This is a genomic window from Pandoraea pnomenusa (assembly GCF_000767615.3).
In the GTDB taxonomy this organism is placed as follows: Bacteria; Pseudomonadota; Gammaproteobacteria; order Burkholderiales; family Burkholderiaceae; genus Pandoraea; species Pandoraea pnomenusa.
Genome location: NZ_CP009553.3, coordinates 5294352 through 5315521 on the forward strand (window position 1 = coordinate 5294352; position 21170 = coordinate 5315521).

Annotated in this window: 18 protein-coding genes; 6 read left to right on the plus strand and 12 right to left on the minus strand. The window is 67.9% G+C overall.

Annotated elements, in window-relative coordinates; all coding sequences use genetic code 11:
- The first annotated feature begins 27 nt into the window (after nucleotides 1–27).
- The 3 genes from LV28_RS47800 (at nucleotide 28) to LV28_RS47810 (ending at nucleotide 3203) form a co-directional block, all read left to right on the plus strand.
- On the plus strand, nucleotides 28–948 hold the full coding sequence (locus LV28_RS47800) for a LysR family transcriptional regulator (RefSeq protein ID WP_023598186.1): 921 nt from the start codon (nucleotides 28–30) through the stop codon (nucleotides 946–948).
- A gap of 75 nt (nucleotides 949–1023) precedes the next feature.
- Nucleotides 1024–2457, plus strand: coding sequence for a TAXI family TRAP transporter solute-binding subunit (locus LV28_RS47805; RefSeq protein WP_023598187.1), 1434 nt, complete (start codon nucleotides 1024–1026; stop codon nucleotides 2455–2457).
- Between the two features lie 149 nt (nucleotides 2458–2606).
- Nucleotides 2607–3203: a GNAT family N-acetyltransferase gene (locus tag LV28_RS47810; RefSeq protein WP_081214872.1), complete on the plus strand. Its 597-nt coding sequence runs from the start codon at nucleotides 2607–2609 to the stop codon at nucleotides 3201–3203.
- A 22-nt stretch (nucleotides 3204–3225) separates the two neighbouring features.
- Here the strand turns inward: LV28_RS47810 and LV28_RS47815 are convergent, their stop codons facing one another.
- The 10 genes from LV28_RS47815 to LV28_RS47860 form a co-directional block, all read right to left on the minus strand.
- Nucleotides 3226–3963 (minus strand): glutathione S-transferase, encoded by a 738-nt coding sequence (locus LV28_RS47815; protein WP_038619395.1) that lies wholly within the window; start codon nucleotides 3961–3963, stop codon nucleotides 3226–3228.
- Nucleotides 3964–3978: 15 nt separating this feature from the next.
- Nucleotides 3979–5022: a diguanylate cyclase gene (locus LV28_RS47820; RefSeq protein WP_023872733.1), complete on the minus strand. Its 1044-nt coding sequence runs from the start codon at nucleotides 5020–5022 to the stop codon at nucleotides 3979–3981.
- 13 nt (nucleotides 5023–5035) lie between these two features.
- On the minus strand, nucleotides 5036–6043 hold the full coding sequence (locus LV28_RS47825; protein WP_023598191.1) for a chemotaxis response regulator protein-glutamate methylesterase: 1008 nt from the start codon (nucleotides 6041–6043) through the stop codon (nucleotides 5036–5038).
- On the minus strand, nucleotides 6040–8496 hold the full coding sequence (locus LV28_RS47830) for a hybrid sensor histidine kinase/response regulator (protein WP_038619392.1): 2457 nt from the start codon (nucleotides 8494–8496) through the stop codon (nucleotides 6040–6042). Before LV28_RS47830 ends, LV28_RS47825 begins: the two co-directional genes overlap by 4 nt.
- The gene (locus tag LV28_RS47835) at nucleotides 8493–9143 is read right to left on the minus strand and encodes a chemotaxis protein CheW (RefSeq protein ID WP_023598193.1); all 651 of its coding nucleotides are present in this window, start codon (nucleotides 9141–9143) and stop codon (nucleotides 8493–8495) included. The genes LV28_RS47830 and LV28_RS47835 overlap by 4 nt, the downstream gene beginning before the upstream one ends.
- Nucleotides 9140–10606 carry a CheR family methyltransferase gene (locus LV28_RS47840; protein WP_023598194.1) on the minus strand — a complete coding sequence of 489 codons (1467 nt, stop codon included), beginning with the start codon at nucleotides 10604–10606 and terminating at the stop codon, nucleotides 9140–9142. Before LV28_RS47840 ends, LV28_RS47835 begins: the two co-directional genes overlap by 4 nt.
- Nucleotides 10603–11109, minus strand: a complete 507-nt coding sequence (locus LV28_RS47845; protein ID WP_025250030.1) for a chemotaxis protein CheW — start codon at nucleotides 11107–11109, stop codon at nucleotides 10603–10605. Before LV28_RS47845 ends, LV28_RS47840 begins: the two co-directional genes overlap by 4 nt.
- Before the next feature lie 71 nt (nucleotides 11110–11180).
- Nucleotides 11181–12854 carry a methyl-accepting chemotaxis protein gene (locus LV28_RS47850; RefSeq protein ID WP_371328136.1) on the minus strand — a complete coding sequence of 558 codons (1674 nt, stop codon included), beginning with the start codon at nucleotides 12852–12854 and terminating at the stop codon, nucleotides 11181–11183.
- A gap of 195 nt (nucleotides 12855–13049) precedes the next feature.
- Nucleotides 13050–13892 (minus strand): beta-keto acid cleavage family enzyme, encoded by an 843-nt coding sequence (locus LV28_RS47855; RefSeq protein WP_025250032.1) that lies wholly within the window; start codon nucleotides 13890–13892, stop codon nucleotides 13050–13052.
- Nucleotides 13889–15232 (minus strand): aspartate aminotransferase family protein, encoded by a 1344-nt coding sequence (locus LV28_RS47860; RefSeq protein WP_023598198.1) that lies wholly within the window; start codon nucleotides 15230–15232, stop codon nucleotides 13889–13891. Before LV28_RS47860 ends, LV28_RS47855 begins: the two co-directional genes overlap by 4 nt.
- A gap of 275 nt (nucleotides 15233–15507) precedes the next feature.
- On the opposite strand from LV28_RS47860, the gene LV28_RS47865 reads away from it, so the two are divergent.
- On the plus strand, nucleotides 15508–16416 hold the full coding sequence (locus LV28_RS47865; RefSeq protein ID WP_023872726.1) for a MurR/RpiR family transcriptional regulator: 909 nt from the start codon (nucleotides 15508–15510) through the stop codon (nucleotides 16414–16416).
- Here LV28_RS47865 and LV28_RS47870 read toward each other — a convergent pair.
- Nucleotides 16400–17602, minus strand: coding sequence for an MFS transporter (locus LV28_RS47870; RefSeq protein ID WP_048806491.1), 1203 nt, complete (start codon nucleotides 17600–17602; stop codon nucleotides 16400–16402). The two genes, LV28_RS47865 and LV28_RS47870, sit on opposite strands and share 17 nt — an antisense overlap.
- Nucleotides 17603–17741: 139 nt before the next feature.
- On the opposite strand from LV28_RS47870, the gene LV28_RS47875 reads away from it, so the two are divergent.
- Both LV28_RS47875 and LV28_RS47880 read left to right on the plus strand, forming a co-directional pair.
- Nucleotides 17742–19106, plus strand: coding sequence for an aminotransferase-like domain-containing protein (locus tag LV28_RS47875; protein WP_038619386.1), 1365 nt, complete (start codon nucleotides 17742–17744; stop codon nucleotides 19104–19106).
- A 143-nt stretch (nucleotides 19107–19249) separates the two neighbouring features.
- Nucleotides 19250–19663 (plus strand): RT0821/Lpp0805 family surface protein, encoded by a 414-nt coding sequence (locus tag LV28_RS47880; protein WP_023598202.1) that lies wholly within the window; start codon nucleotides 19250–19252, stop codon nucleotides 19661–19663.
- 131 nt (nucleotides 19664–19794) lie between these two features.
- Here the strand turns inward: LV28_RS47880 and LV28_RS47885 are convergent, their stop codons facing one another.
- Complete coding sequence (locus tag LV28_RS47885) at nucleotides 19795–21030, minus strand: MFS transporter (RefSeq protein ID WP_038619383.1); 1236 nt, start codon at nucleotides 21028–21030, stop codon at nucleotides 19795–19797.
- Nucleotides 21031–21170: the final 140 nt, after the last annotated feature.

The following is a 21170-nucleotide window of genomic DNA, read 5'->3' on the forward strand; positions in this document are numbered from 1 at the left end:
AGGCAACAATCGGACGCACAGCGCGCCATGACGATCGACACCTGGATGGACGACATCGGCGAGCGTCCGCTCAAATATCTCGCGGAAATTGCGGCGACCGGCGGCGTTCGCATGGCGGCCGAGTCATTGGGAGTGAATCCGTCGGTGGTGAGCCGGCAGATCGCGGCGATGGAAAGGCGCCTGCGCTTTCCGCTCATCGAGCGGCGCGGGCGCAACGTCAGCGTGACGGAGATCGGGCAAGTGCTCATCGACTATTACCGCGACGGCCAGCGCCGCCAGCGCGACCTCTCGGCCCGGCTCGAGGAGTATCGCCATCTGAAACGGGGAAAGGTGGCGATCGGGGTCGGCGAAGGCTTCATCGGCCGCCTGATCGCCCAGGCATTGCAACGCTTTTCGATGAGTTATCCGGACATCCTGGTCGAGATCCGATCCGGTCCCACGCCCGCCGTGCTGTCGCTCGTGCGCGACGACGTGGTGGACATCGGTCTGTGCGCGCGCTCCGCGGACGATCCGTCGATGCGCATCCACCCCTTCGCGCCGAAAGCGCTGTGCGCCGTGGTCGCACCGACACACCGCTTCGCGAAGCTCGCCAGCGTGCCGCCCGCCGAGCTGGAGCACGAGCGACTCATCTTCATGACCGAAGCCCACGGCGTGCAGCAGTTCGTGCACTCGGTGCTCGATACGGCTCGTCTGAATGTCACGCCCGCCTATCGCGTCGACCTGTTCAATACCGCGCAGACGCTGGCGGCGGCTGGTCTGGGTGTGGCGTTCATGTCTGCCATCACCGCACGACGCGGCATCGATCTGGGCGAACTCGTGGCCGTGCCGATCGATCACCCGATCGCGCTCGGGTTTTCCAGCCAGATGATGACGCGCGTCGGGCGGCGCCTCTCGCCGGCGGCCGATCACCTGTGGAAGCAACTCGCGCAGAGTCTCGCCCATCGGTAACTTGGGAATGCGTCGAAGTCCCGCACCGCAGATGGCGTATTATCGGCCGGGTGTTGGATAAAGCCTGCCTGATCGATGAAGACCGACTCGAACCAACCCGCCCATCGGCGACTCCGTGCGCGCTTCGTCGCGATTTCCTGGCGTGATCTCGCCGTTTCCTTCGGGCCTGTCGTGCTCGTGTCGATTGCCGCCATCTGGCTCGCGGTGTGGCTGGTCAAGCCGGCGCCGCCGCGCACCGTCACGATCAGCGCCGGGCCGCAAGGCAGCTCGTTCTGGAACGCGGCGCAGCGTTACAAGACGATCCTCGCGCGCGACGGCATCACGCTCAACGTTCTGACGTCGGAAGGCTCGCGGCAGAACGTCGAGCGTCTGGCCGACGACTCGCAGAACGTCGATCTCGGTCTGGTGCAGGGCGGCGTATCGCAAGGCCTGAACGTCGACGGCCTGGTGTCGCTCGGCAGCGTGTTCTACGCGCCGATTTCCGTGTTTTATCGCGGGCCGCGCGTGACCAAGCTCTCCGACTTCACCGGCAAGCGCATCGCGATCGGCCGCGAAGGCAGCGGCGCGCGTGCCCTCTCCCTGACGCTGCTCAAGGCCAACGGCATCGAGCCGGGCGGGCCCACGACGCTCACCGCGTACGATGGCCAGGAAGCCGCCCAGGCCCTGATCGAAGGGCGCGTGGACGCCGCCATGCTCACCGGCGACACGGCCACCGGCCCCACCATGGGCAAGCTCATCCGCGAACCGGGCATCCGGTTGATGGACTTCGCGCAGGCCGACGCGTACACGCGCCGCTTCACGTATCTGAATCAGCTCACGCTGCCGCGTGGCGTCTTCGATCTCGGACGCAACCTGCCCGCGCAGGCGGTCCACGTCATCAGCCCGACCGTCGAACTCGTGGCCCGCGACAGCCTGCATCCCGCGCTGTCGGATCTGCTCATCGAGGCCGCGAAGGAAGTGCACGGCAAGGCGAACCTGCTGCAACGGGCAGGGGAATTCCCGTCCGCGCAGGTGCACGAATTCCCGCTCTCCGACGATGCGGCGCGCTACTACCAGTCAGGCAAGGGATTCCTGTACCGGCATCTGCCGTTCTGGATCGCGAGCCTCGCCGATCGCATCGTCGTGCTGCTCGTGCCCATCATCGTGGTCCTGATTCCCGCGTTCCGCCTGGTACCGGCGTTGTACAGCTGGCGCGTGAAATCGCGTCTTTACCGCTGGTACGGCGCGCTCATCGCGCTCGAGCGCGAGGCGCTGGCCGACGACGCGCACGCCGAATCCACGAACCTGCGGCATCGACTCGACGCCATCGAAGCCGCCGTCAACCGACTGAAGATTCCGCTCGCCTATGCGGATCAGTTTTATGTGCTTCGCGAGCATATCGGCTTCGTGCGCCAGCGGCTCGATGCCATGCACCCCGAGCCCGTCGGCGCGGGTGCGGGCGGGCTGGCGGGCGCGCACGCGGTCCAGCGCGCCGGAGGGGTGCCGCCCGAGGCGGGCGCCAGCGCCTGAGCCGATCGAACCGGCGGCATCTCAAAGTAATGCTTATGCAATTCATAATGAGCACAAGCTTTTCTTATGGACGTACGCGGCGCACACTGCCCGCAGGTAGCGGCCGGTTCGCCGGTCCGTCGTGTTCCTCAACGAATTAGCGTGTCCGAATGCCGTCGTCTTCCGTCCCCTCATCCAGCAACGCGCAACGCGTGGGCACCGAGCTGGCGCGCAGCGCCTGCGCCGTGCGTCCCGTAGCCGAGGCCGATTTGCCGGCCATCACGGCCATCTATGCGCACCACGTGCGCACTGGATCGGCCTCGTTCGAGGAAATTCCGCCGGACGAGTCCGAGATGCGCGCGCGGTGCGCGAAGGTACTCAACGCCGGTCTGCCTTATCTCGTCGCCGAACGCGACGGCAAGGTGCTCGGCTATGCCTATGCCACCCATTACCGACCGCGCTCGGCCTACCGCTTCACGTTGGAAGACTCGGTGTACATCGCCGCCGACGCGACCGGACAGGGGATCGGGCGCGCGCTGCTGCTCACGCTCATCGCGCGGTGCGAGGGCGGTCCGTGGCGGCAGTTGATCGCGAACGTCGGCGACAGCGGCAATGTGGCTTCGCTTGCGCTGCACAGCGCCTGCGGCTTCGTTCAGGCAGGCGTGCTCAGATCGGTCGGCTTCAAGTTCGGCCGATGGGTCGACACCGTGCTCATGCAACGCCCGCTCAACGCCGGCGATGCCACGCTGCCCGAGTCATCGCGCTGACGCGCCGCTCGAGCGGCAAGGGTCAAAACGGCGAGGCGCGGTCCAGTTCCCTGTAATGCCGGAAGATGCCCGTGGTGTTGAAGGCGATACGGCGGGAAGACTTCAGATATGCCGCGATGCGCGGCTCACGCGCCACGGCGTCGCGCACCGCCTGGCAGCGTGGGAATGCCTTGGCAAAGCCCGTCATCGCGCGGGGAAACGCGTAGTACAGCCCCTCGATGACCTGGAACAGCGAGAGGTCGGCGTAGGACATTGCCCCCTCCGAGAGCCACCCACCGGGGTGCGGGTTATGCGCCAGCACGCGCTCGAAGTACTCGAAGAACTTCGGCAGGCGGTAGTCGATCAGGTCGGCGGTGCGCTTGCGCGCCTCGGCGCGCTGATTGCTGTAGTAAAGCCGGCTGGCGATCGGGTGGTGACCGTCGTGCACTTCGGCCACGAGATCCGCCAGCGTGAGTTGCAGTTGATTGACCCAGCGTCGCGCACGCGGCGATTCCCCCACGAGACCAAGCAACGGACCGAGATAGGCGAGGATGTTCGCCGTCTGCCCGATCAACTCGTCGCCCACGCGCAGGAAGGGCGGCGCGTACGGCGGATCGATGCACGCGGGATCGTCCATCGCGTGGAGCAGCGCGTCGAGTCCCTGACCGGGGCCATCGCCCCGCACGATTTCCACATATGGCGTGCCGGTGGCCTCGAAGGCAAGCCGGACGAACTCGCCGCGCCCCTGCAGGCCCGGCCAATAGAACAGCTCGAAGGTCATGCACCCTCCTCGGGCTCAGGAAGCGCCGGGCTGCATCTCCACGCGATTCTTGCCCTGTTGCTTGGCGCGATACAGCGCCAGATCCGCCGACTCGATCAGCGACGTCGACGCCATGTGCGTGCGCGGCACCAGCGCCGCGCCGCCGACACTGACTGTCACGTGGCGGCCGTTGGCCGAGCCGATGTGCGGAATCGCCATCGCGTCGATCTGCGCGCGCACCTTTTCGGCGATCACCGCCGCACCGGCAGGCGACGTGTTCGGCAGCACCATCACGAATTCCTCGCCACCGAAGCGCGCCGCGAGATCGGCCGGACGCGCCGCCGCTTCAGCGATCGTGCCCGCCACGCGCCGCAGCACGTCGTCGCCGGCAATGTGGCCGTAGGTATCGTTGTAGATCTTGAAGTTGTCCACATCGATCATCAACAGCGCCATCTCGCGCTGCTCGCGCAATGCACGGCGCCATTCCGCGCCGAAATACTCGTCGAAGTAACGTCGGTTCGCCAGCCCCGTGAGACCGTCGGAATGCGTGAGACGCTGCAACTCCAGATTGGTCTCGAGCAACTGTTGCTGGCTCTCGCGCAACGCGCGATACGCTTCGTCGCGTTGCAGCAGGTTCATGTACGAGCGCGAGTGATAGCGAATGCGCGCCACCAGTTCGATCGTGTCGGGCAGCTTGACCAGATAATCGTTCGCTCCCGCGGCAAACGCCTCGCGCTTGATGGTCGACTCTTCCTTGGTGGACAGCACAATGATAGGAATGTCGCGCGTGAGCGGGCTTGCGCGGTACTGGCGAACCAGTTGCAGACCGTCGGTGCCCGGCATCACCAGATCCTGCAGGATCACGGTCGGGCGCGTCTGCTCGGCCACGCGCAACGCGTCGTCCGGATTGGCGCAATAGTGAAAGTCGATGTTCGACTCGCCGGCCAGCGCGCGCCGCACCGCCTCGCCAACCATCGCCTGGTCGTCGACAAGCAACACCATCGCCGACGAATCGTTCAGGCTGCTCTCGCCGCCGATCGGCTGCACTGCGGGATTGAGTTGGCGCGGGGTTGTCGTCATGATTGGCTTCCTGTCATACGGTTCCAAATAGCGCCACCAGTTGTGGCGCAATGGTCGGCAGCGGCAGAATCTCCGACGCGGCCCCTGCCTCGGCCGCCGCCTTGGGCATGCCGTACACCGCGCTCGTTGCGCGGTCCTGCGCGATCGTAATGAAACCTCGCGTGCGCATGTCGCCGAGCCCGGCCGCGCCGTCGCGCCCCATGCCCGTGAGCAGCACGCCCACGGCGCGCGCGCGCCAGTGTTCGGCCACGCTGCTCAGGAATACGTCGATCGACGGCCGGTAGACCGCGTCTTTCGGTTCGTCACTGTACGTGCAGCGTCCGCTCCCGTCGACCCGCAAATGGCGATTGCCGCCCGCGAGCAACACGGTGCCCGCCGTCGGCCGGTCGCCCGCTTTCGCGAGGCGCACCGTGAGCGCCGTCTGCTGATCGAGCCACGTCGCCATGCCGGGCGTGAACGCGTCGTCGACGTGCTGCACCACGATCACCCCGGCGCCAAAGTTAGCGGGCAGGCGCCCGAGCAGCGTTGCAAGCGCCGCCGGTCCGCCCGCCGACGCGCCGATCGCCACCAGCGCGTCGCTGACTGCCGCCGCCGCGGGCGCCACCACGAGCGCGGGCTTGCGCGCGTCGGCCTGCTGCGCCGCCACGGCGTCGATCTTCGCGAGCAGCGACGACGCCGGGCGTGTCATGTCCGCCGCACCGAGCACCGGAGTGTCGACGGCGTCCAGCGCGCCCGCGCCCATGGCGTCGAACACCAGGCTCGCATGATGGCCGACGTCGGACGTCACGATCAGGATCGGGCAGGGCGTGCGCCGCATGATTTCCCGTGTGGCGGCCACGCCGTCCATGACCGGCATGACGAGGTCCATCAGCACGAGGTCCGGCGGATTCGGCCCGCACATCGAAACGGCTTGTGCGCCGTCGTGCGCTACCCACGCCACTTCGAGACCCGGTCGTTGCGCGAGCGTGCGGCGCAACGCCTCCACCGCAATGGCCGAATCGTTCACGATACCGATTTTCATGACCCCGACTCCCCGATGAGATCCACCACGGCGCGCAGCAGCGCGTCGTCATGGAAGCTGCCTTTCGCGAGGTAATAGTCGGCGCCCGCATCGAGCCCGCGCTGACGGTCTTCCTCGCGATCTTTATAGGAAACAATCATGACCGGCAGTTCCGCGGTACGGGCGTCGCGCTTGATCAGCGTGACCAGTTCGATACCGTCCATGCGCGGCATGTCGACGTCCGTGATCACCATGTCGAACGTCTCGCTGCGCACCACGTTCCAGCCATCCATGCCGTCGACGGCGACACTCACTTCGTAGCCGCGTGCCGCGAGCAGTTTGCGTTCGAGTTCGCGCACGGTCAAGGAATCGTCGACGACGAGCACGCGCTTGCGGCCCCGTCCGCTCGTCTGTGCCGCGCGTACCGGCAGCCGTTCGAGCGAGCCCATCTCCACGGCCTTGGCGATCGAGCGCACCAGATCCGCCGTGTCGATGATGAGCAACGGCGAGCCGTCTTCGTTGAGCGCCCCGGCCGCAATATTCGGCAGCTTGCCGAGCCGCGGATCGAGCGGCTGCACGACCAGCATGCGCTCGCCCAGGAATTTGTCGACCGCCAGGCCATAGCGCGACTCGCCGTCGCCGAACACGACCACCGGCTGATCCCCCGGCGCGGCCGACGGCTCGCTGCCGCACAGCACCTGCTGTGCGCTGACGAGCCCGATCTGCCTGTCGTCCAGCGTGAAATGCGGGCGCCCTTCGAGCATGTCGATCCGCTCGCGCGGCAACGCAAGCGTGCGCGACAGGTTCGCGAGGGGCAAGGCATAGGGCTCACCCGCAATCTCGACGAGCAGACTGCGCATGACCGAAAGCGTGAGCGGCAACTGAAGGATGACTTTCGTGCCGCGCCCTCGCGCATGCTCGATACGCACCGTGCCGCGCACCTGCGCCACCATGGCGCGTACGGCGTCCAGGCCGACGCCGCGTCCCGAGATATCCGTTACCGTGCTGCGCAGCGTGAAGCCCGGCAGCATGAGGAATTCGACGAGTTCGTTGTCGTCGAGCCGCTGCGCGGTCTCCGGCGGTGCCAGACCGCGCGCGACCACCGCCGCACGCACCCGTTCGAGATCGATTCCCGCACCGTCGTCGGCCACGCTCACGAGCAGCAGTCCCGCGCTGTGCCGCGCACTGAGCGTGATGACCCCCTCGGCTGGCTTGCCCGCCGCTGCCCGTAGCGCCGGACTCTCCAGACCGTGATCGACGGCGTTGCGCAACAGATGTCCAAGCGGCGCTTCGAGCTGGTCGAGAATATCGCGATCGACCTGCGTGTCCGCCCCGCGGATCTCGAGCCGCGCGGGTTTGCCGAGCGAGCGTCCAAGATCGCGCACCATGCGCGCGAAGCCCCCCAGGCGGTCGTCCAGCGGACGCATGCGACACGCGAGCGCTTCGTCGTACAGACGCTGCGACAGTTGCGTCGAGCGTCGGTCGAACTGGTCGAGCTCGTGAATCTGCTCGGCGAGCAACTGGCCGCCGACGCCCAGCGCGCGACGCAAGTCGGCCAGCGCCGCGAGCAACATCTGACGGTTCTCGTCGGCACGGTCCGCGACACCCTCCAGTGCGGCACTCACGCGATCGAGCGCGTCGCCCGCCTCATGCTGATGACGCTTGAGCCGCAGCAGCGACTGCGCGAAGGGCTGCGACCAGCGCGACGCCACGAGCGCTTCGCTCGACAGACGCAGCAGCCGGTTCAAACTGTCGGCGGAAACGCGCAGCGCCCGCGATGCGTTGTCCACGCCTTCGCCGTCGGTCTTGTCCTGGCGCCCATCGTCATGCCCGTCGTCGCGCCACCCGCCGCGCATTCCGGTGCGGTCGACGCCACCATCAGGCGCCCATGCCTCCGGGACCTCCCGGCTCGCCTCGGTTGCCGCCGCCGTCTCGCCCCCGTAGCTGGCGTAATCGAAAGCGGCGTCCTCGTCCAGCGACGCCTCCCCTTGCGCGCCTCCGGCGGCGGCGTCCCGCCCGGAGCCCTGCGGTGTCTGCGGTGCGGGTTCGTGCGCAGCATCGTTCGTCAGCCCCGTGAGGGCTTCGGTGAAGGCGGCGACATAGGCGTCGATCTCTGCCTTGCCGGCGCCCTGCGCCCATCCCGGATCATGGCTGGGCGGGTGAGCAAGCCGCATGAGCAAATCGACGCCCTGCAACATGCGATCGATGACCGGGACGTCGATGGCGAGCGCGCCGCGCTGGGCGGCAACGAACGCGTCCTCGAGCACGTGGGCCAGCGCAACGCCGGCGTCGACGCCAACAATGCGCGCCGCCCCCTTGAGCGAATGCGCGGCGCGCATGCACGCTTCGAGGCGCGATGCGTCGGTCGGCGTGCGCTCGAGTGCCAGCAACCCGTCGCCGAGCACCTGCGCCTGGGTTTCCGTCTCCATTCGGAACAGGTCGAGCAACGTGGCGTTGCGCAGATCGTCGCTCATGCGAGACTCCGATCGAACGCCGCGCCTACCCGCAACGGATCGAGCACGCCCACCACCTGCTCGCGCCAGTGCAGCACCGCCACGGAAAACCCGTCGGCCGCGCCGAGTGCCGTCGCGGGCACGGCCCCGAGCCGTTCGGTCGTGGGCGTCACCGTGCCGTGCACTTCGGTCACGGGGAAGGCGCTCAGATGGTGGCCATGGCGCAACGCCAGCAATCGTGACGTGCCCGCGCGCGGAGCGCCTGTGGGTGTCGTCTGGGCAACCGTGGGCTGTACGCCGATCAACTCGCCCAGCGACAGGCACGGCACCAGCGCGCCACGCAGATTCACCAGTCCGAGCAGCGCACGCTGGCGATGCCCCGGCACGGAATGCCAGCCCCGCATCGGCGCGACCTCCTCGATGGCGGACGCCGGCAATGCGAGCCATTCGTCGCCGAGCCGAAACAACAGCAGCGATGCCCCCCGCGTGGCGCCCTGTGCATCGGGTGCGGCGCGCCACGGCGATGGATCGGCGGGCACGACCGGCAGCCGGTCGAGCAGCGTCGCCGCCTGCCGATGCAGCGACTGGCGGTCTGCGTCCGGTCGCAGCATTCGCGGGTGCTCGCCGGACACGGAGCCGGCCTCATGGGCGATGTCGCGTTGAGTCATCGATGTCGGGTCCCGTGACGATGGTCGCGATCAGGGGTTTCGGCAGGCGCGACGCGCCCGGCGCGTTCGAGCAGGCGCCGGGCGCCTTGCGTGTCGCCGCGCGCTTCGAGTTGTGCCGCGCAGTGCACGAGGGCCTCGTAGTGGCCGGGGTCGAGATACAACGCCCGGCGGTAGTGAATCATCGCACCTTGTGCGTTGTTGCGTGCGTCCTCGACCAGTCCCAGCAAGTACTCCGCCTGCGCGTTGGCACGATCCGCCGCGAGCACGTCGCGGCACAGCGCGACGGCGCGCACGAAGTCGCCCGCGTCGGCCGCCAGGCGCGCCTGTTCGAGCAATGCGCCCGTGTCGGCCCGCTGCGCCGACGGCGCGGCGGGGCGCGCCACGGCGGCGGATACCGAAGCCACGGGCGCGGGCGCCGATCGTGCCGATCGTGCCGGCGATGCGGGCGAGGAAGACGCGGGAGGCGCGACCGGTGCGAGCGGTGCCGTCGGCGCAACGTGGCCAGATGCCGTGAGCCGCTGCGCGAACGCCGCCATCGCGTTGGCGGGCGCCGTGGTGCTGAACGTGTCGAGCGTGCCCGTGAAGCGCGGCGCCCCTGGCGCGGGCGGCGTCACGTCGCGCACCGGCCCGGCGACACGAAACGAGAAAGCCTGCACGTGCCCGGTCGATGTCATGCCGTTGCTGGTCAGCGTGCCGCCCTCGGCGGGTCCGGCAAACAGCGTGGCCCCCATGCGCATGAGGCGTTCCAGCGCGGCAATGGCACGTCGCTGCCCATCGCGGTCGAAGTAGATCAGCACGTTGCGGAAAAAGACGAAGTCGAACGTACCCAGCCGGTCGATCAGTGTTTCGTCGAACAGATTCCCCGCGTGCCAGCGCACTTGCGTGCGCAAGGCATCGACGACGCGATGATGCTCGCCGACCGGCGTGAAATACCGGTCGCGAAACTGCAGGGTGGCGGGTGGACCGCGAAAGGAATTGCGGCCGTAGACCCCCGCGCGCGCCACCGAGAGCGCGCGCTCGCTGATGTCCAGGGCATCGACGGTGAATTCGTCGGCGCCGAAGCCCGCATCGAACAGGGTCATCGCCATCGAATACGGCTCTTCACCGGTGGAGCACGGCAGGCTCAGCAAACGCAGCGGCTGCGCCTCGCGCACCGTGCCTCGCCGCGCGCGCCGTTCATCCTGCGCCATTTCCGCGAGGGCCGTGAAAGCGTCGCGATGCCGGAAGAACCATGTCTCCGGCACCACAAGCGCCTCGATCAGCGCCTGCAATTCGTCCGGCGACTGTTGCAATCGCTGCCAATACAAGACGTCGGCGGAACCGTCGCGTGTTTCCGGCCACGATTCGGCGAGCGCGGCAAGCCGGGCGCGCACCGCCCGCTCCACCGCGTTCGCGCCGAGCGTCTCGGCATCGAGGCCCATCGTGTCGCGCAGCAGGCGCTCGATGTCGCGCACATGGCTCATGGCGACTCTCCCGATGCCGGGCGCGCCGCGGCGGCTTCGGCCATCGCATCGCGCGCGGCGTCGAAGAGCAGGGCGCGCGCCGCATCGGTGAGCAACTGATCGACCCGCACCCATTGCACGAGCCCGTCGTCGGTGTCGAGCACCGGCCCGAGGTAGCGGCCCTCGGACAGATCGACACCACTGGGCTGAAACGCCGCCGCGTCCGCCCGCAGCGTGTCGGTCGCACGCTCGACGAGCACCCCGAGCCGGCGCGCGGCGGGACCGGGGGCGGGGTAGTGCACGAGCACCAGGCGCGTGGATCGTCGCGCCGGCGCCGGCACGCCGGTCGCCAGATGCGTCAGGTCGATCACGGGTACGGATTCGCCGCGATAGCTGAACGCCCCGGCCACCCAGGGCGGGGCCGCCGGCAGACGTTTGAGCGCGAGCCACGGCAGCACCTCGGCCACATGGCTGGCCTCTATGACATAGTGATCGGTCGCGATGGCGAAACGCAGGAACAACATATCGGTGTGCGCGATGGTCGAAGACAGCGTGCTAAAACGGCTCGGTGAGCGCTGTGCGCGGCACTTTCCCGTCACACGAGCCCGGCGAGCGGGAGCGTCTGTATCTTGAAGCGCGACACGCCGCTCTTGAGGCCGTTGGCGACGTGATTGAGTTCTTCGATGGCCTGGCTCGACTGTTGCAGCGATTCGGCGGTCTGCTGCGCCGCCTCCGAGAGTTGCACCAGCGCCTGATTGATCTGTTCCGCCCCCGTCGCCTGAGCCTGCATGCCTTCGTTGACGACCTGGAAGCGCGGCGGCAACGTCTGCACCTGCGCGATGATCTGGGCGAGCTGGTCGCCCACCTGGCGCATCTCGTCCATGCCGCGACGCACTTCCTCCGAGAACTTGTCCATGCCCATCACACCGGCCGACACGGCCGACTGAATCTCCTTGATCATCTGTTCGATGTCGTAGGTGGCCACGGCGGTCTGATCGGCAAGGCGGCGGATCTCGGTGGCCACGACCGCGAAGCCGCGCCCGTACTCACCCGCCTTCTCGGCTTCGATCGCCGCATTCAGCGACAGGAGGTTCGTCTGGTCGGCGACCTTGGTGATCGTGGTCACGACCTGGTTGATGTTGCCCGCCTTCTCGTTGAGGATGCCGAGCTTGCCATTGACCGACCCGGCCGCGTCCATCACGTGCCGCATGGCGTCTTCCATGCGGGTGAGGCCCACGTGGCCGGTGCCCGCGAGCGACGCCGCATGCTCGGCCACGCCCGCGACTTCGGTCATGGTTCGGGCCAGGTCGCGCGAAGTGGCGAAGATCTCGCGCGACGTGGCGCCGATTTCGGTGGTCGTCGCGGCGGTTTCCGAGGCGGTCGCCTGCTGCTGGCGCGACGTGGCGGCGATCTCGGTGACCGATGTGGTCACCTGCAATGCCGATTTCTGCGCCTGCCCGACGAGCCCCGTGAGTTCGTCCGTCATGCGATTGAAGCCCGATTCGAGGGCGCCGAATTCGTCGCGACGCGCCAGATCGAGCCGCTTGGTCAGGTCGCCCGAGCGCATGACCTCCAGAATTTGCATCACGCTCGCCAGCGGCACGCTGATCGCGCGGAACAGCAACCATCCGGCGAGTATCGCGGCCGCGAGCGCCACGCACAGTGCGATGAGCAATGTCGCCTTGGCGGCCGCCACCGATTCACCGATGCTGTGGGTCGACGCCTCGGCAAACGCCTTGTTGATGTCGACCAGTCGCTGGGTCGCCACGCGCCCGCGCCCCCATTCGGGATACAGCTGTTCCGTGAGCGCCGCACGCGCGGCGGCGATCTGACCGTCCGCCGTCAGCTTGAGGATCTGGCCGACCACGCGGCTGTATTGCTGACGCACCCCGCGCACTTCGTCGTACTGCGCGCGGTCGGTGGCACGATTGACCGTGGTGCCGTAGTCCTTGATCCAGCCGTCGATGCGGGCTTCGGCGGCGCGCAGCGCGTCCAGGTCGACCGCACGGGTCTTCTCGTTGTCGTCGATGGCCACGGCCTGCTGGAGCAGTTGATAGCTCTCGAACCAGGCACCGCGCAACATCGTGCTGTAGTAAAGCCCCGGCGTGGAGTCGGTCTCCACACTGTTGGCCTCCTGATCGATGGCAACCAGGCGCGTGTAGGCGATGCCGGCCATGAAGGCCATCAAGGCGAGGATCAGGCCAAAACTGGCCAGAATGCGATGTCGGATCGACCAGTGTTTCACGCCGCGCTCCCGTTCGTTGTTCACGCCCGGTGCCGGGGGAGGGCGACGCGGGCCTTTTTTGAGGTTACGCCGATTCTATTACAGCGTCCCGGCCCGGCAACGCCGGTCAGGACGTGTATTTGCTTTTATTTTTGGGTTTCCGGCGTCCCGGCGCGTGACATCAAGCCTCCCAAAGCGCGTGCAACGAACACACCGCGATGCGCACGGGCACCCGGCCGCTCAGCGCGTCAGCGCCCGCAGGGCCTGCGCCGTCATGGGTGCGAGCGCGAGCGGCGCGGCGGCGGCCGTGAGCGCGCGCAGCGACGCCGCGTTGTCCGGCGAGACGCTCCCGTCGGGCAGATACAGGTTGTTCTCGAAGCCGATGCGGGCGTGGCCGCCATGCAACACGGCCGCAAGCGCGCATTCCGCCTCGCGCGGACCGAAGGCGCACATGGCCCACGGCGTTGCGGTAACGGCCTCGCCCTGCGCCTGCGCGCCGGCCTCCCAGGCCGCGAGGAACGGCAGCAAGTCCGACGGCGACGACAACTGCCCCTTGCTGTAGCGGCCCAGCACGAACAGCACCCAGTGACGGCCCGGGCGGATCGCGCCGCTCGCGCGCAAACGCCAGTAGTGCGCCACGTCTTCGGTGTCGTAAAGGATGTACTGGGTCGTGATGTGTTCCTGCCAGAGCCAGGCGAAAAACGCGTGCGCCGCCGGTTCATGCGCGGCATCGGGCAGCACTTCGCGCAGGGCCACCGAAATCGCTTCAGGATGCAACGCACGCACCGTCTCGATCTGCTGCGCCGGCGTGTAGATGCCCACGGCTTCGGTCGTGACCTGCACCACCAGTTCGTTGCCGACGGCGCGGTGCACGGCGTCGATGCCGGCCGTGTAGTCCGCCACTTCGAGGCTGTGCGTGCCGTCCGCCTTGCGCACGTGCAGATGGATCATGGCCGCGCCCGCCGCCAGGCAGGCCTTCGCACAGTCGCCGAGTTCGGCGGGCGTCATGGGTAGCGCCGCGTGATCGGCGTGCGTGCGTCGCGCGCCGTTCGGCGCGACGGCCAGTGCAAAGGCGCGCGTCATGCCGCGACCCCGACCTTCGCGCCCACCACGTCGCCCACGGCCAGCGCGAACAACGCCACGATACGGTCGATGTCGCCCGGCTCGCAGATGAACGGCGGCGCGATGAGCGCGTGGTCGCCATGGACGCCGTCGACCGTGCCGCCCATCGGATAGATCAGCAAACCGCGCGCCTTCGCCGCGGCCTTCAGCCGGGCGTGCGTCCTGTCCTCCACGGGCAGCGTCTGCCGGGTCGTCCGGTCGGCAACGAACTCGACGCCGACGAACAGACCCCGGCCGCGCACGTCGCCCACATTCGGATGCTCGGCGAAAACCTCGCGCAGACGGGCGCGCAATTGTTCGCCGCGTGCCTGCACGTTCTCCAGCAGGCGCGATTCGGCAATGGTCTGCTGCACGGCGAGCGCCGCCGCGCAGGCCATCGCGTGTCCCAGATACGTGTGACCGTGCTGGAAGAAGCCGGAGCCACCCACCACGGCGTCGTAAATCCTGTCCGAGCACAGCATGGCGCCGATCGGCTGATAGCCCGCGCCCAGCCCCTTGGCGATGACGAGGATGTCCGGCACCACACCGTCTTCCTCGCAGGCGAACAGATAGCCGGTGCGGCCCATGCCCGACATGACTTCGTCGAGCAGCAGCAGCACGCCGTACTTGTCGCACACGGCGCGGATACGCTTGAAGTAATCGCCCACCGGCGGCACGGCGCCGGCCGTCGCGCCGACCACCGTTTCCGCCACGAAGGCGATCACCTTGTCGTCACCGAGTTCGAGAATCTTCGCCTCGAGCTCGTCGGCCAGGCGCTGCACATAGGCGTCGTCGGTTTCGCCCTCGAATCGCTCGCGGTAGGCAAAGCATGGCGAGACATGGTGCGCCGGCACCAGCAACGGCAGGAACGGCTCGCGGCGCCACGCGTTGCCGCCGATGGCCAGCGCCCCGAGCGTATTGCCGTGATAACTCTGGCGCCGCGCGATGAAGTACTGACGCTGCGGCTGGCCGATCTCGACGAAGTACTGGCGCGCCAGCTTGAGCGCGGCTTCGACGCCTTCCGAACCGCCGCTCACGAAATACACGTGATTCAGGTCTCCCGGCGCGCTCGCCGCGAGCGTATCGGCCAGCGCTTCGGCGACTTCGGTGGTGAAGAACGACGTGTGGGCATAGGCCAGTTGCGCCGCCTGGCGTTGCATCGCCTCGATCACGCGCGGGTGTCCGTGACCCAGGCACGAGACGGCCGCGCCGCCGCATGCGTCGAGATAGCGCTTGCCGGTGCTGTCGATCAACTCGATTCCCTGGCCGCCGACCGCGACGGGCAGTGTCTGGCGCGGATTGCGGTGAAACACGTGAGTCATGCCTGAACCTCTGACGGAGAAAGTTGACGCGAGACGGTGGGGCACCACGGCCACCCGGCCGTCGCCTCGCGAACGATGACGCTCAGTGTAGGCGCAACACACCGCATTTGCAACATATGTTTCATTCATTTTATCTTCGCAACACTTCGCGCAACCCCATTACCCCACACGATGTTGCGTCGCAGCCGACGAACGTCGGGGAAAGCGCGTGCGCGGTCGCGGCATTTCATGCAACAATCGTTACATTCTTTCGCCACCGTGTTGCCATTTTCCCAATGACACAAGTCTCAGCGCCGCCGCAGACGCTCGAACAACTCAATACCCTGTTGCGCGAGCGCTATTCGCAGCTCAGCCCGCAGTTTCAGTCGGGAGCGCGTTTTCTGCTCGACCATCCGCAGCGCGTGCCGATCAGTTCCATGCGGGCGATAGCCGCCGAGGCGGGCGTGCAGCCCGCGACCTTCGTACGACTCGCGCAACACCTGGGTTTCGACGGCTGGCATGGCCTGCGCGAGTTGTTTCTCGAATCGATCCGCCTCGGGCCGCAACCGTATGCGAGCCGCGCGCGTCAGGTGATCCGGGAGGGCGACGCCGCGCGCATGGTGCCGGAAATGTTTCGCGTTCAGCACAACAACCTCGACCTGACCGAAGCGGGCGCGAACGCGTCGCTGGGCGCAGCGGTCGACCTGCTCGCCAACGCGGGCACCGTGCATGTCGCGGGCTTTCGGGCGTGCTTTCCCATCGCCTTCACATTTCAGTATGTCTATCGGCTGTTCCGCCCGACGGTGCATCTGATCCGCGGCGAAGCGGGCACGCTGGAGATGGAATTGCGTGCGCTGTCGGCACGCGACGTCGTGGTAGTGATCAGCTTTGCGCCCTATTCGAACGAGGCGCTGATCGTGGCCCGTGCAGCGCGCGCGGCCGGGGCACGGGTGTTGGCGCTCACGGACTCGACCGTCTCGCCGCTCGCGCTCGACGCCGACGTGACAGTATTGTTCTCGCACGAGAGTCCGTCGTTCTTCCCGTCGATCACGGCGGGCATTGCCGTGGTCGAGACACTCGTGGAAATGTTGCTCGCCCGCAAGGGGCGCGGCGCCGTGCGCGCGCTGGAGATGGCCGAGGATCAATTGCACGGCACCGGCGCCTACGTCACCCCGGCGGGCGCGCGCGTCAAACCGGACGCGTGACCGACGCCGTCCCGCGGCGCAGGCTGAGCCCGAGTGCGGCGCTGCCCGCGATCAGCGCCCCCGCGAACACGATCAATGCCACCGGCATGCCAAAGCGATCGGCAAGCCACCCGCTCGTGACCACCGGCACCGAGAAGCCAAAGTACGCGAACAGGAAATAGCCGGCGACGGCGCGCGCGCGCAAGGCCGGTGCCACGGCAGCGTTGACGGCCGCCAGTCCGCCCAGGTATGTGAAGCCGTAGCACGCCGAACTCGCGATGGCGGCGCCCACGAGCAGCGCCGGCAGGTTCGCATGAACCACGCCAAGCGCCAGCACGACGAAGCCCGACGGCACGAGCACCAGCCCGATGCGCACCGCGCGCACGGGTGACAGGCGTCGCGCGGCCGGCTGAAACAGCAACCCGGTCGAGACGACGAAAAACGTGGCGAAGCCCGCCCACGCCGCGTGCCCGTGCACCGCCAGCGCGGCCGGTACCACGCCGATGACCACGCCCACCGCCGCCCAGGCGAGCAAAATCGCCACACCCAGGGGCACGGTGCCCGGGGCCACGACCGGCCAGCGCAACCAGGCAGCGCCCGGATGACGCGCGGGCGACGGGAGCGCGATCACGGCCATGGCCGCCATCAGCGCCACCGGCAGGTAGGCCCACAGGCTCACCGGCGGCAACGTCGTCGGCGCCGCGATCAGGCACAGCCCCGTCACGAGCGCGCCGGTGCCGAACCCGAGCGACGTGGCGGCGGCCACCAATGCCGCGCCTCGCGTGGCGGCATCCTCGCGCGCGCCATACAGCTCCGTCATATAGGCCGTGCCGCTGCCCGCCACCAGGCCGGTCGCCAGTCCATAACACGCGCGCGCGCCGCCCAGGGCCACAAGCGTCGGCCATTTCAGCGTCAACCACGTGCCCGCCACCCCGAGCAGCAAGGCGGCGGCGAGCGGCAATCGCCGCCCCACCCGGTCCGAAAGTCCCGCAAGCAGCAGCAGCGTCGGTACGAGCGCACCCACGTAACAGGCGAACGCCAGCGCCTGTGCGCCGGCGCCGTAGCCGCTCGCGGCGGCGTAGTGCGGCACCAGCGGCGCCTGAAGATTGACGGAGAACGTCACCAGAAAGAGTTGCAGCGCGAGCAGCGGAATGGCGTGGCGCGGCACGCGAATCGCGGGCGTCGGGGCAGGTGTTGGACGAGACATACGGCGAATCCGTTGGGGAAGACGACTGGCGCAAGGCACGCGCCCAGTATTGCCACGCCGCCACCTCGGTGCAATTATTGAATTGTCCTGATATCAATGTTTCCCCCGCGCGCTTCCCTCCCTTGCGCATGGATTGCACATGGCCGCCCCTGCCCGCTATCTCGAACATGTCGAACGTCTGTCCGACGCCATCGCCCGCGGCGATCTGGCCTCGGGCACGCGTCTGCCGCCGCAGCGCGACTACGCCGATGCGCACGGCCTGGCGGTCTCCACGGTGACCCGGATCTACGCCGAGCTGGCGCGTCGCGGCCTTGCGGTCGGCGAGGTCGGGCGCGGCACGTTCGTGCGGTCGCCCGCCGTCGGCGCGGCGGCCGCGTTTGCCCAGTGGTCACCGGCGCCCGGCGCCCTCGGCGGCGTGGATCTGGCGTTCAACTACCCGGTGTTGCCGGAACAGACCGAGGCATTCCGGCAGGCATTGCGGGAGACGGCCGCCGCCGGAGACCTGCGCGCCTTGCTCACTCATGCTCCGCACGACGGCCATCCGCACGACCGGCGCGCGGCCGCGCAATGGCTGTCGCGTCGCGACGGCGTGGCGCTCTCGCCGGATGCCCTGGTGGTGTGCGCCGGTGGCCAGCACGCGCTTGACGTGCTCCAGTTGGCGCTGTGCCGGGCGGGCGAACCGGTTGCCGTGGAGTCGCTGACTTATCCCGGCTGGAAGGCGCTGGCCGCATTGCGCGACATACCGCTCGTCGCCGTCGCCATGACGCCCGACGGCATGGACCCCGCCGCACTCGACACGGCTTGCCGAACGCATGCCGGCCGGTTGCGGATCGTCTACACGATGCCGACGTTGCACAACCCGCTGGGCGGCGTGATGCCGCTGGCGCAGCGTGCCGCCCTGGTGGAGGTCGCCCGCCGCCATGATCTGCTGCTCATCGAGGACAGCGCGTACGGATTTCTCGTGGCCGACGCACCGCCCCCGCTCCGGCACCTGGCCCCGGAGCGCACGTTCGAGGTCTGCAGCCTTTCCAAGCCGGGCGCCCCGGGCTTACGCGTGGCGTATTTGCTCGCGCCGCCCGAACTGCTGCCGCGCGTGCATGCCGCTATGCGGGCCAGCGTGTGGAGCGCCGCGCCATTGATGGCGCAACTCGCTTCCCGATGGATCGAGGACGGCACGCTCGATCTCTGGATCGGGCGCAAGCGCGCGCTGGCGCAGCGGCGTCAGGCTATCGCGAAAGCCTGTCTCGCGGGGCTCGATTCGACGGGACACGACAGTTCCTTCCATCGCTTGCTGCCGGTGCCCGCGCCCATGCGCTGCGACGACGCGGTCGCCGCCCTGCACGCGCGAGGCATTGCCGTCACGCCGGTCGATGCCTTCGCCGCGCCGGGCCAAAGCGCGCCGTCGGCCATTCGCGTCGCGCTCGGCTCGCCCGGCAGCGACGAGGCACTGCAAGCGGCGCTCAGGCAAGTCGCCGATGTCGTGCGCGCCGCCAGACGGCAATAGGGGCAGCATCTTCGGCCCGCCGGGATGACGCCGCCCGCTGTTTCTTTTATGATCGCTTTGCTCCCTGCCGCCGGGCGCCGGCCCAAGCGCCGGACCGGTGTCGTGCAGGCTCCGTCCCCTGTCCACAATCTCAAGGACTCCGAATGTCACATATCCGCTTGTCGCGTGCCCGCTCCCTCGCGCTTGGCACGGCGCTCGCCATCGGCGCAGGCGCGTTCACGCCCGCGTTCGCCGCTTCGAATCTCGCGTTCATGGATAACTCGCCGCTCGCTTTCATGCGCAAGGCCGACAACGCCTCGATCGCCAAGGCCGCGGGTGCGGCGCTGTCCGATCAGCAAGACAACGAAACCGTCGAGTGGAGCAACAAGGGCACGGGCAATCCGACCGCCATCACCGCGCAACTCACCCCGACCAACACCCAGAAGACCGACGCCCAGACCTGCCGCGATCTGATCGTGCTGCTCGGCGCGCGCGGTCAGGAAGTCACGCTGCGCCTGGCGGCGTGCCGAAAGGGCGAGAACGGCCGCTGGGAATTGCAGAAGCGCGGTTCGAAGTAAGCGCGCCGTGGCAGCCATCCGAACCGCGTCGCCGCGCGGACAGGAAAAAGCCGGTTCCGACATCTCGGAACCGGCTTTTTTCATGGCGGTGCCGGTGTGCGGATACCGGCAATGTCGTGCGCCTTCCCGCGTCAGGCGGCTGCCGTCTTCTTGTGGCCTTCGACGTTCGGCAGCAGGATCGTGACGATGCCGAGCAATGGCAGGTAAGCGCACACGTGATAGACGAAGTCGATACTCGTCGCATCGGCGAGCTGACCGAGCACCGCCGCGCCCACGCCGCCCATGCCGAAGGCGAAGCCGAAGAACAGGCCCGAGACCGTGCCCACCTTGCCCGGAATCAACTCCTGCGCATAGACGAGAATCGCCGAGAAGGCCGAGGCGAGAATCAGGCCGATCACGACCGTCAGAATGCCGGTCCAGAAGAGGTTGGCATACGGCAGCATCAGCGTGAACGGCGCCGCCCCCAGGATCGAGCCCCAGATCACATACTTGCGACCGATCCTGTCGCCCAGCGGACCGCCGATCATCGTGCCCGCCGCCACGGCGAACAGGAACACGAACAGGTGCACCTGCGCGCTTTGCACCGATACGTGGAACTTGCTGATCAGGTAGAACGTGAAGTAGCTGCTGATGCTGGCGAGATAAAAATACTTCGAGAAGATCAGCACCAGCAGAATGCCGATCGCGAACATCACCTGGTTGCGCGAGAGATGCGCCGTGCCGCCGCGGCGCGCGGCCGGCTTGCCCTGGTGCGCGGCGCGCTGCGCGGCGTACCAGCGGCTCACCTGGAACAGCACGAAGATGGCGACGAGCGCCGCCACCGAAAACCACGCCACGCTCCCGCGGCCGTGCGGTGCGATGATGAGCGCGGCGAGCAACGGCCCGAGCGACGAACCCACATTGCCGCCGACCTGGAAGAACGACTGCGCCATACCGTGACGGCCCCCCGAGGCCATTCGGGCCACACGCGACGACTCCGGATGGAACACCGACGAACCCATGCCCACCAGCGCCGCCGCCACGAGCAGCACGCCGAAGTTCGGTGCAACGGCCAGCAGCAGCAGGCCCACGAGCGTGAAGCCCATGCCGACCGGCAGCGAGTACGGCTTCGGATGCCTGTCGGTATATAGGCCTACCACCGGCTGCAGCAGCGACGCCGTGACCTGATACGTCAGCGTAATCAGGCCGACCTGCGCGAAGCTCAGATTGAAGCCGGCCTTGAGCAGCGGATAAATCGCCAGGATCAACGACTGGATCATGTCGTTGAGCAGATGGGAAAAGCTGATCGCGGACAGCACGCGAAACGCGGTGCCCTGCGCCGCCGGCGCGGGGGTGCCGGGGAGGGTCGTTGCAGGTTGACTCGACATGGACGGGAACAATGACGTCAAAGGCTTAGGAAAACGCGGCAATTCCGACGGCTTTCGCCCAGCTATGCGCAAAAGTTGGGATTAATCCCAATTTTCGTCGGAAATGGAATGACTGAAGTGTAGAGCATGCGTAAATCGTC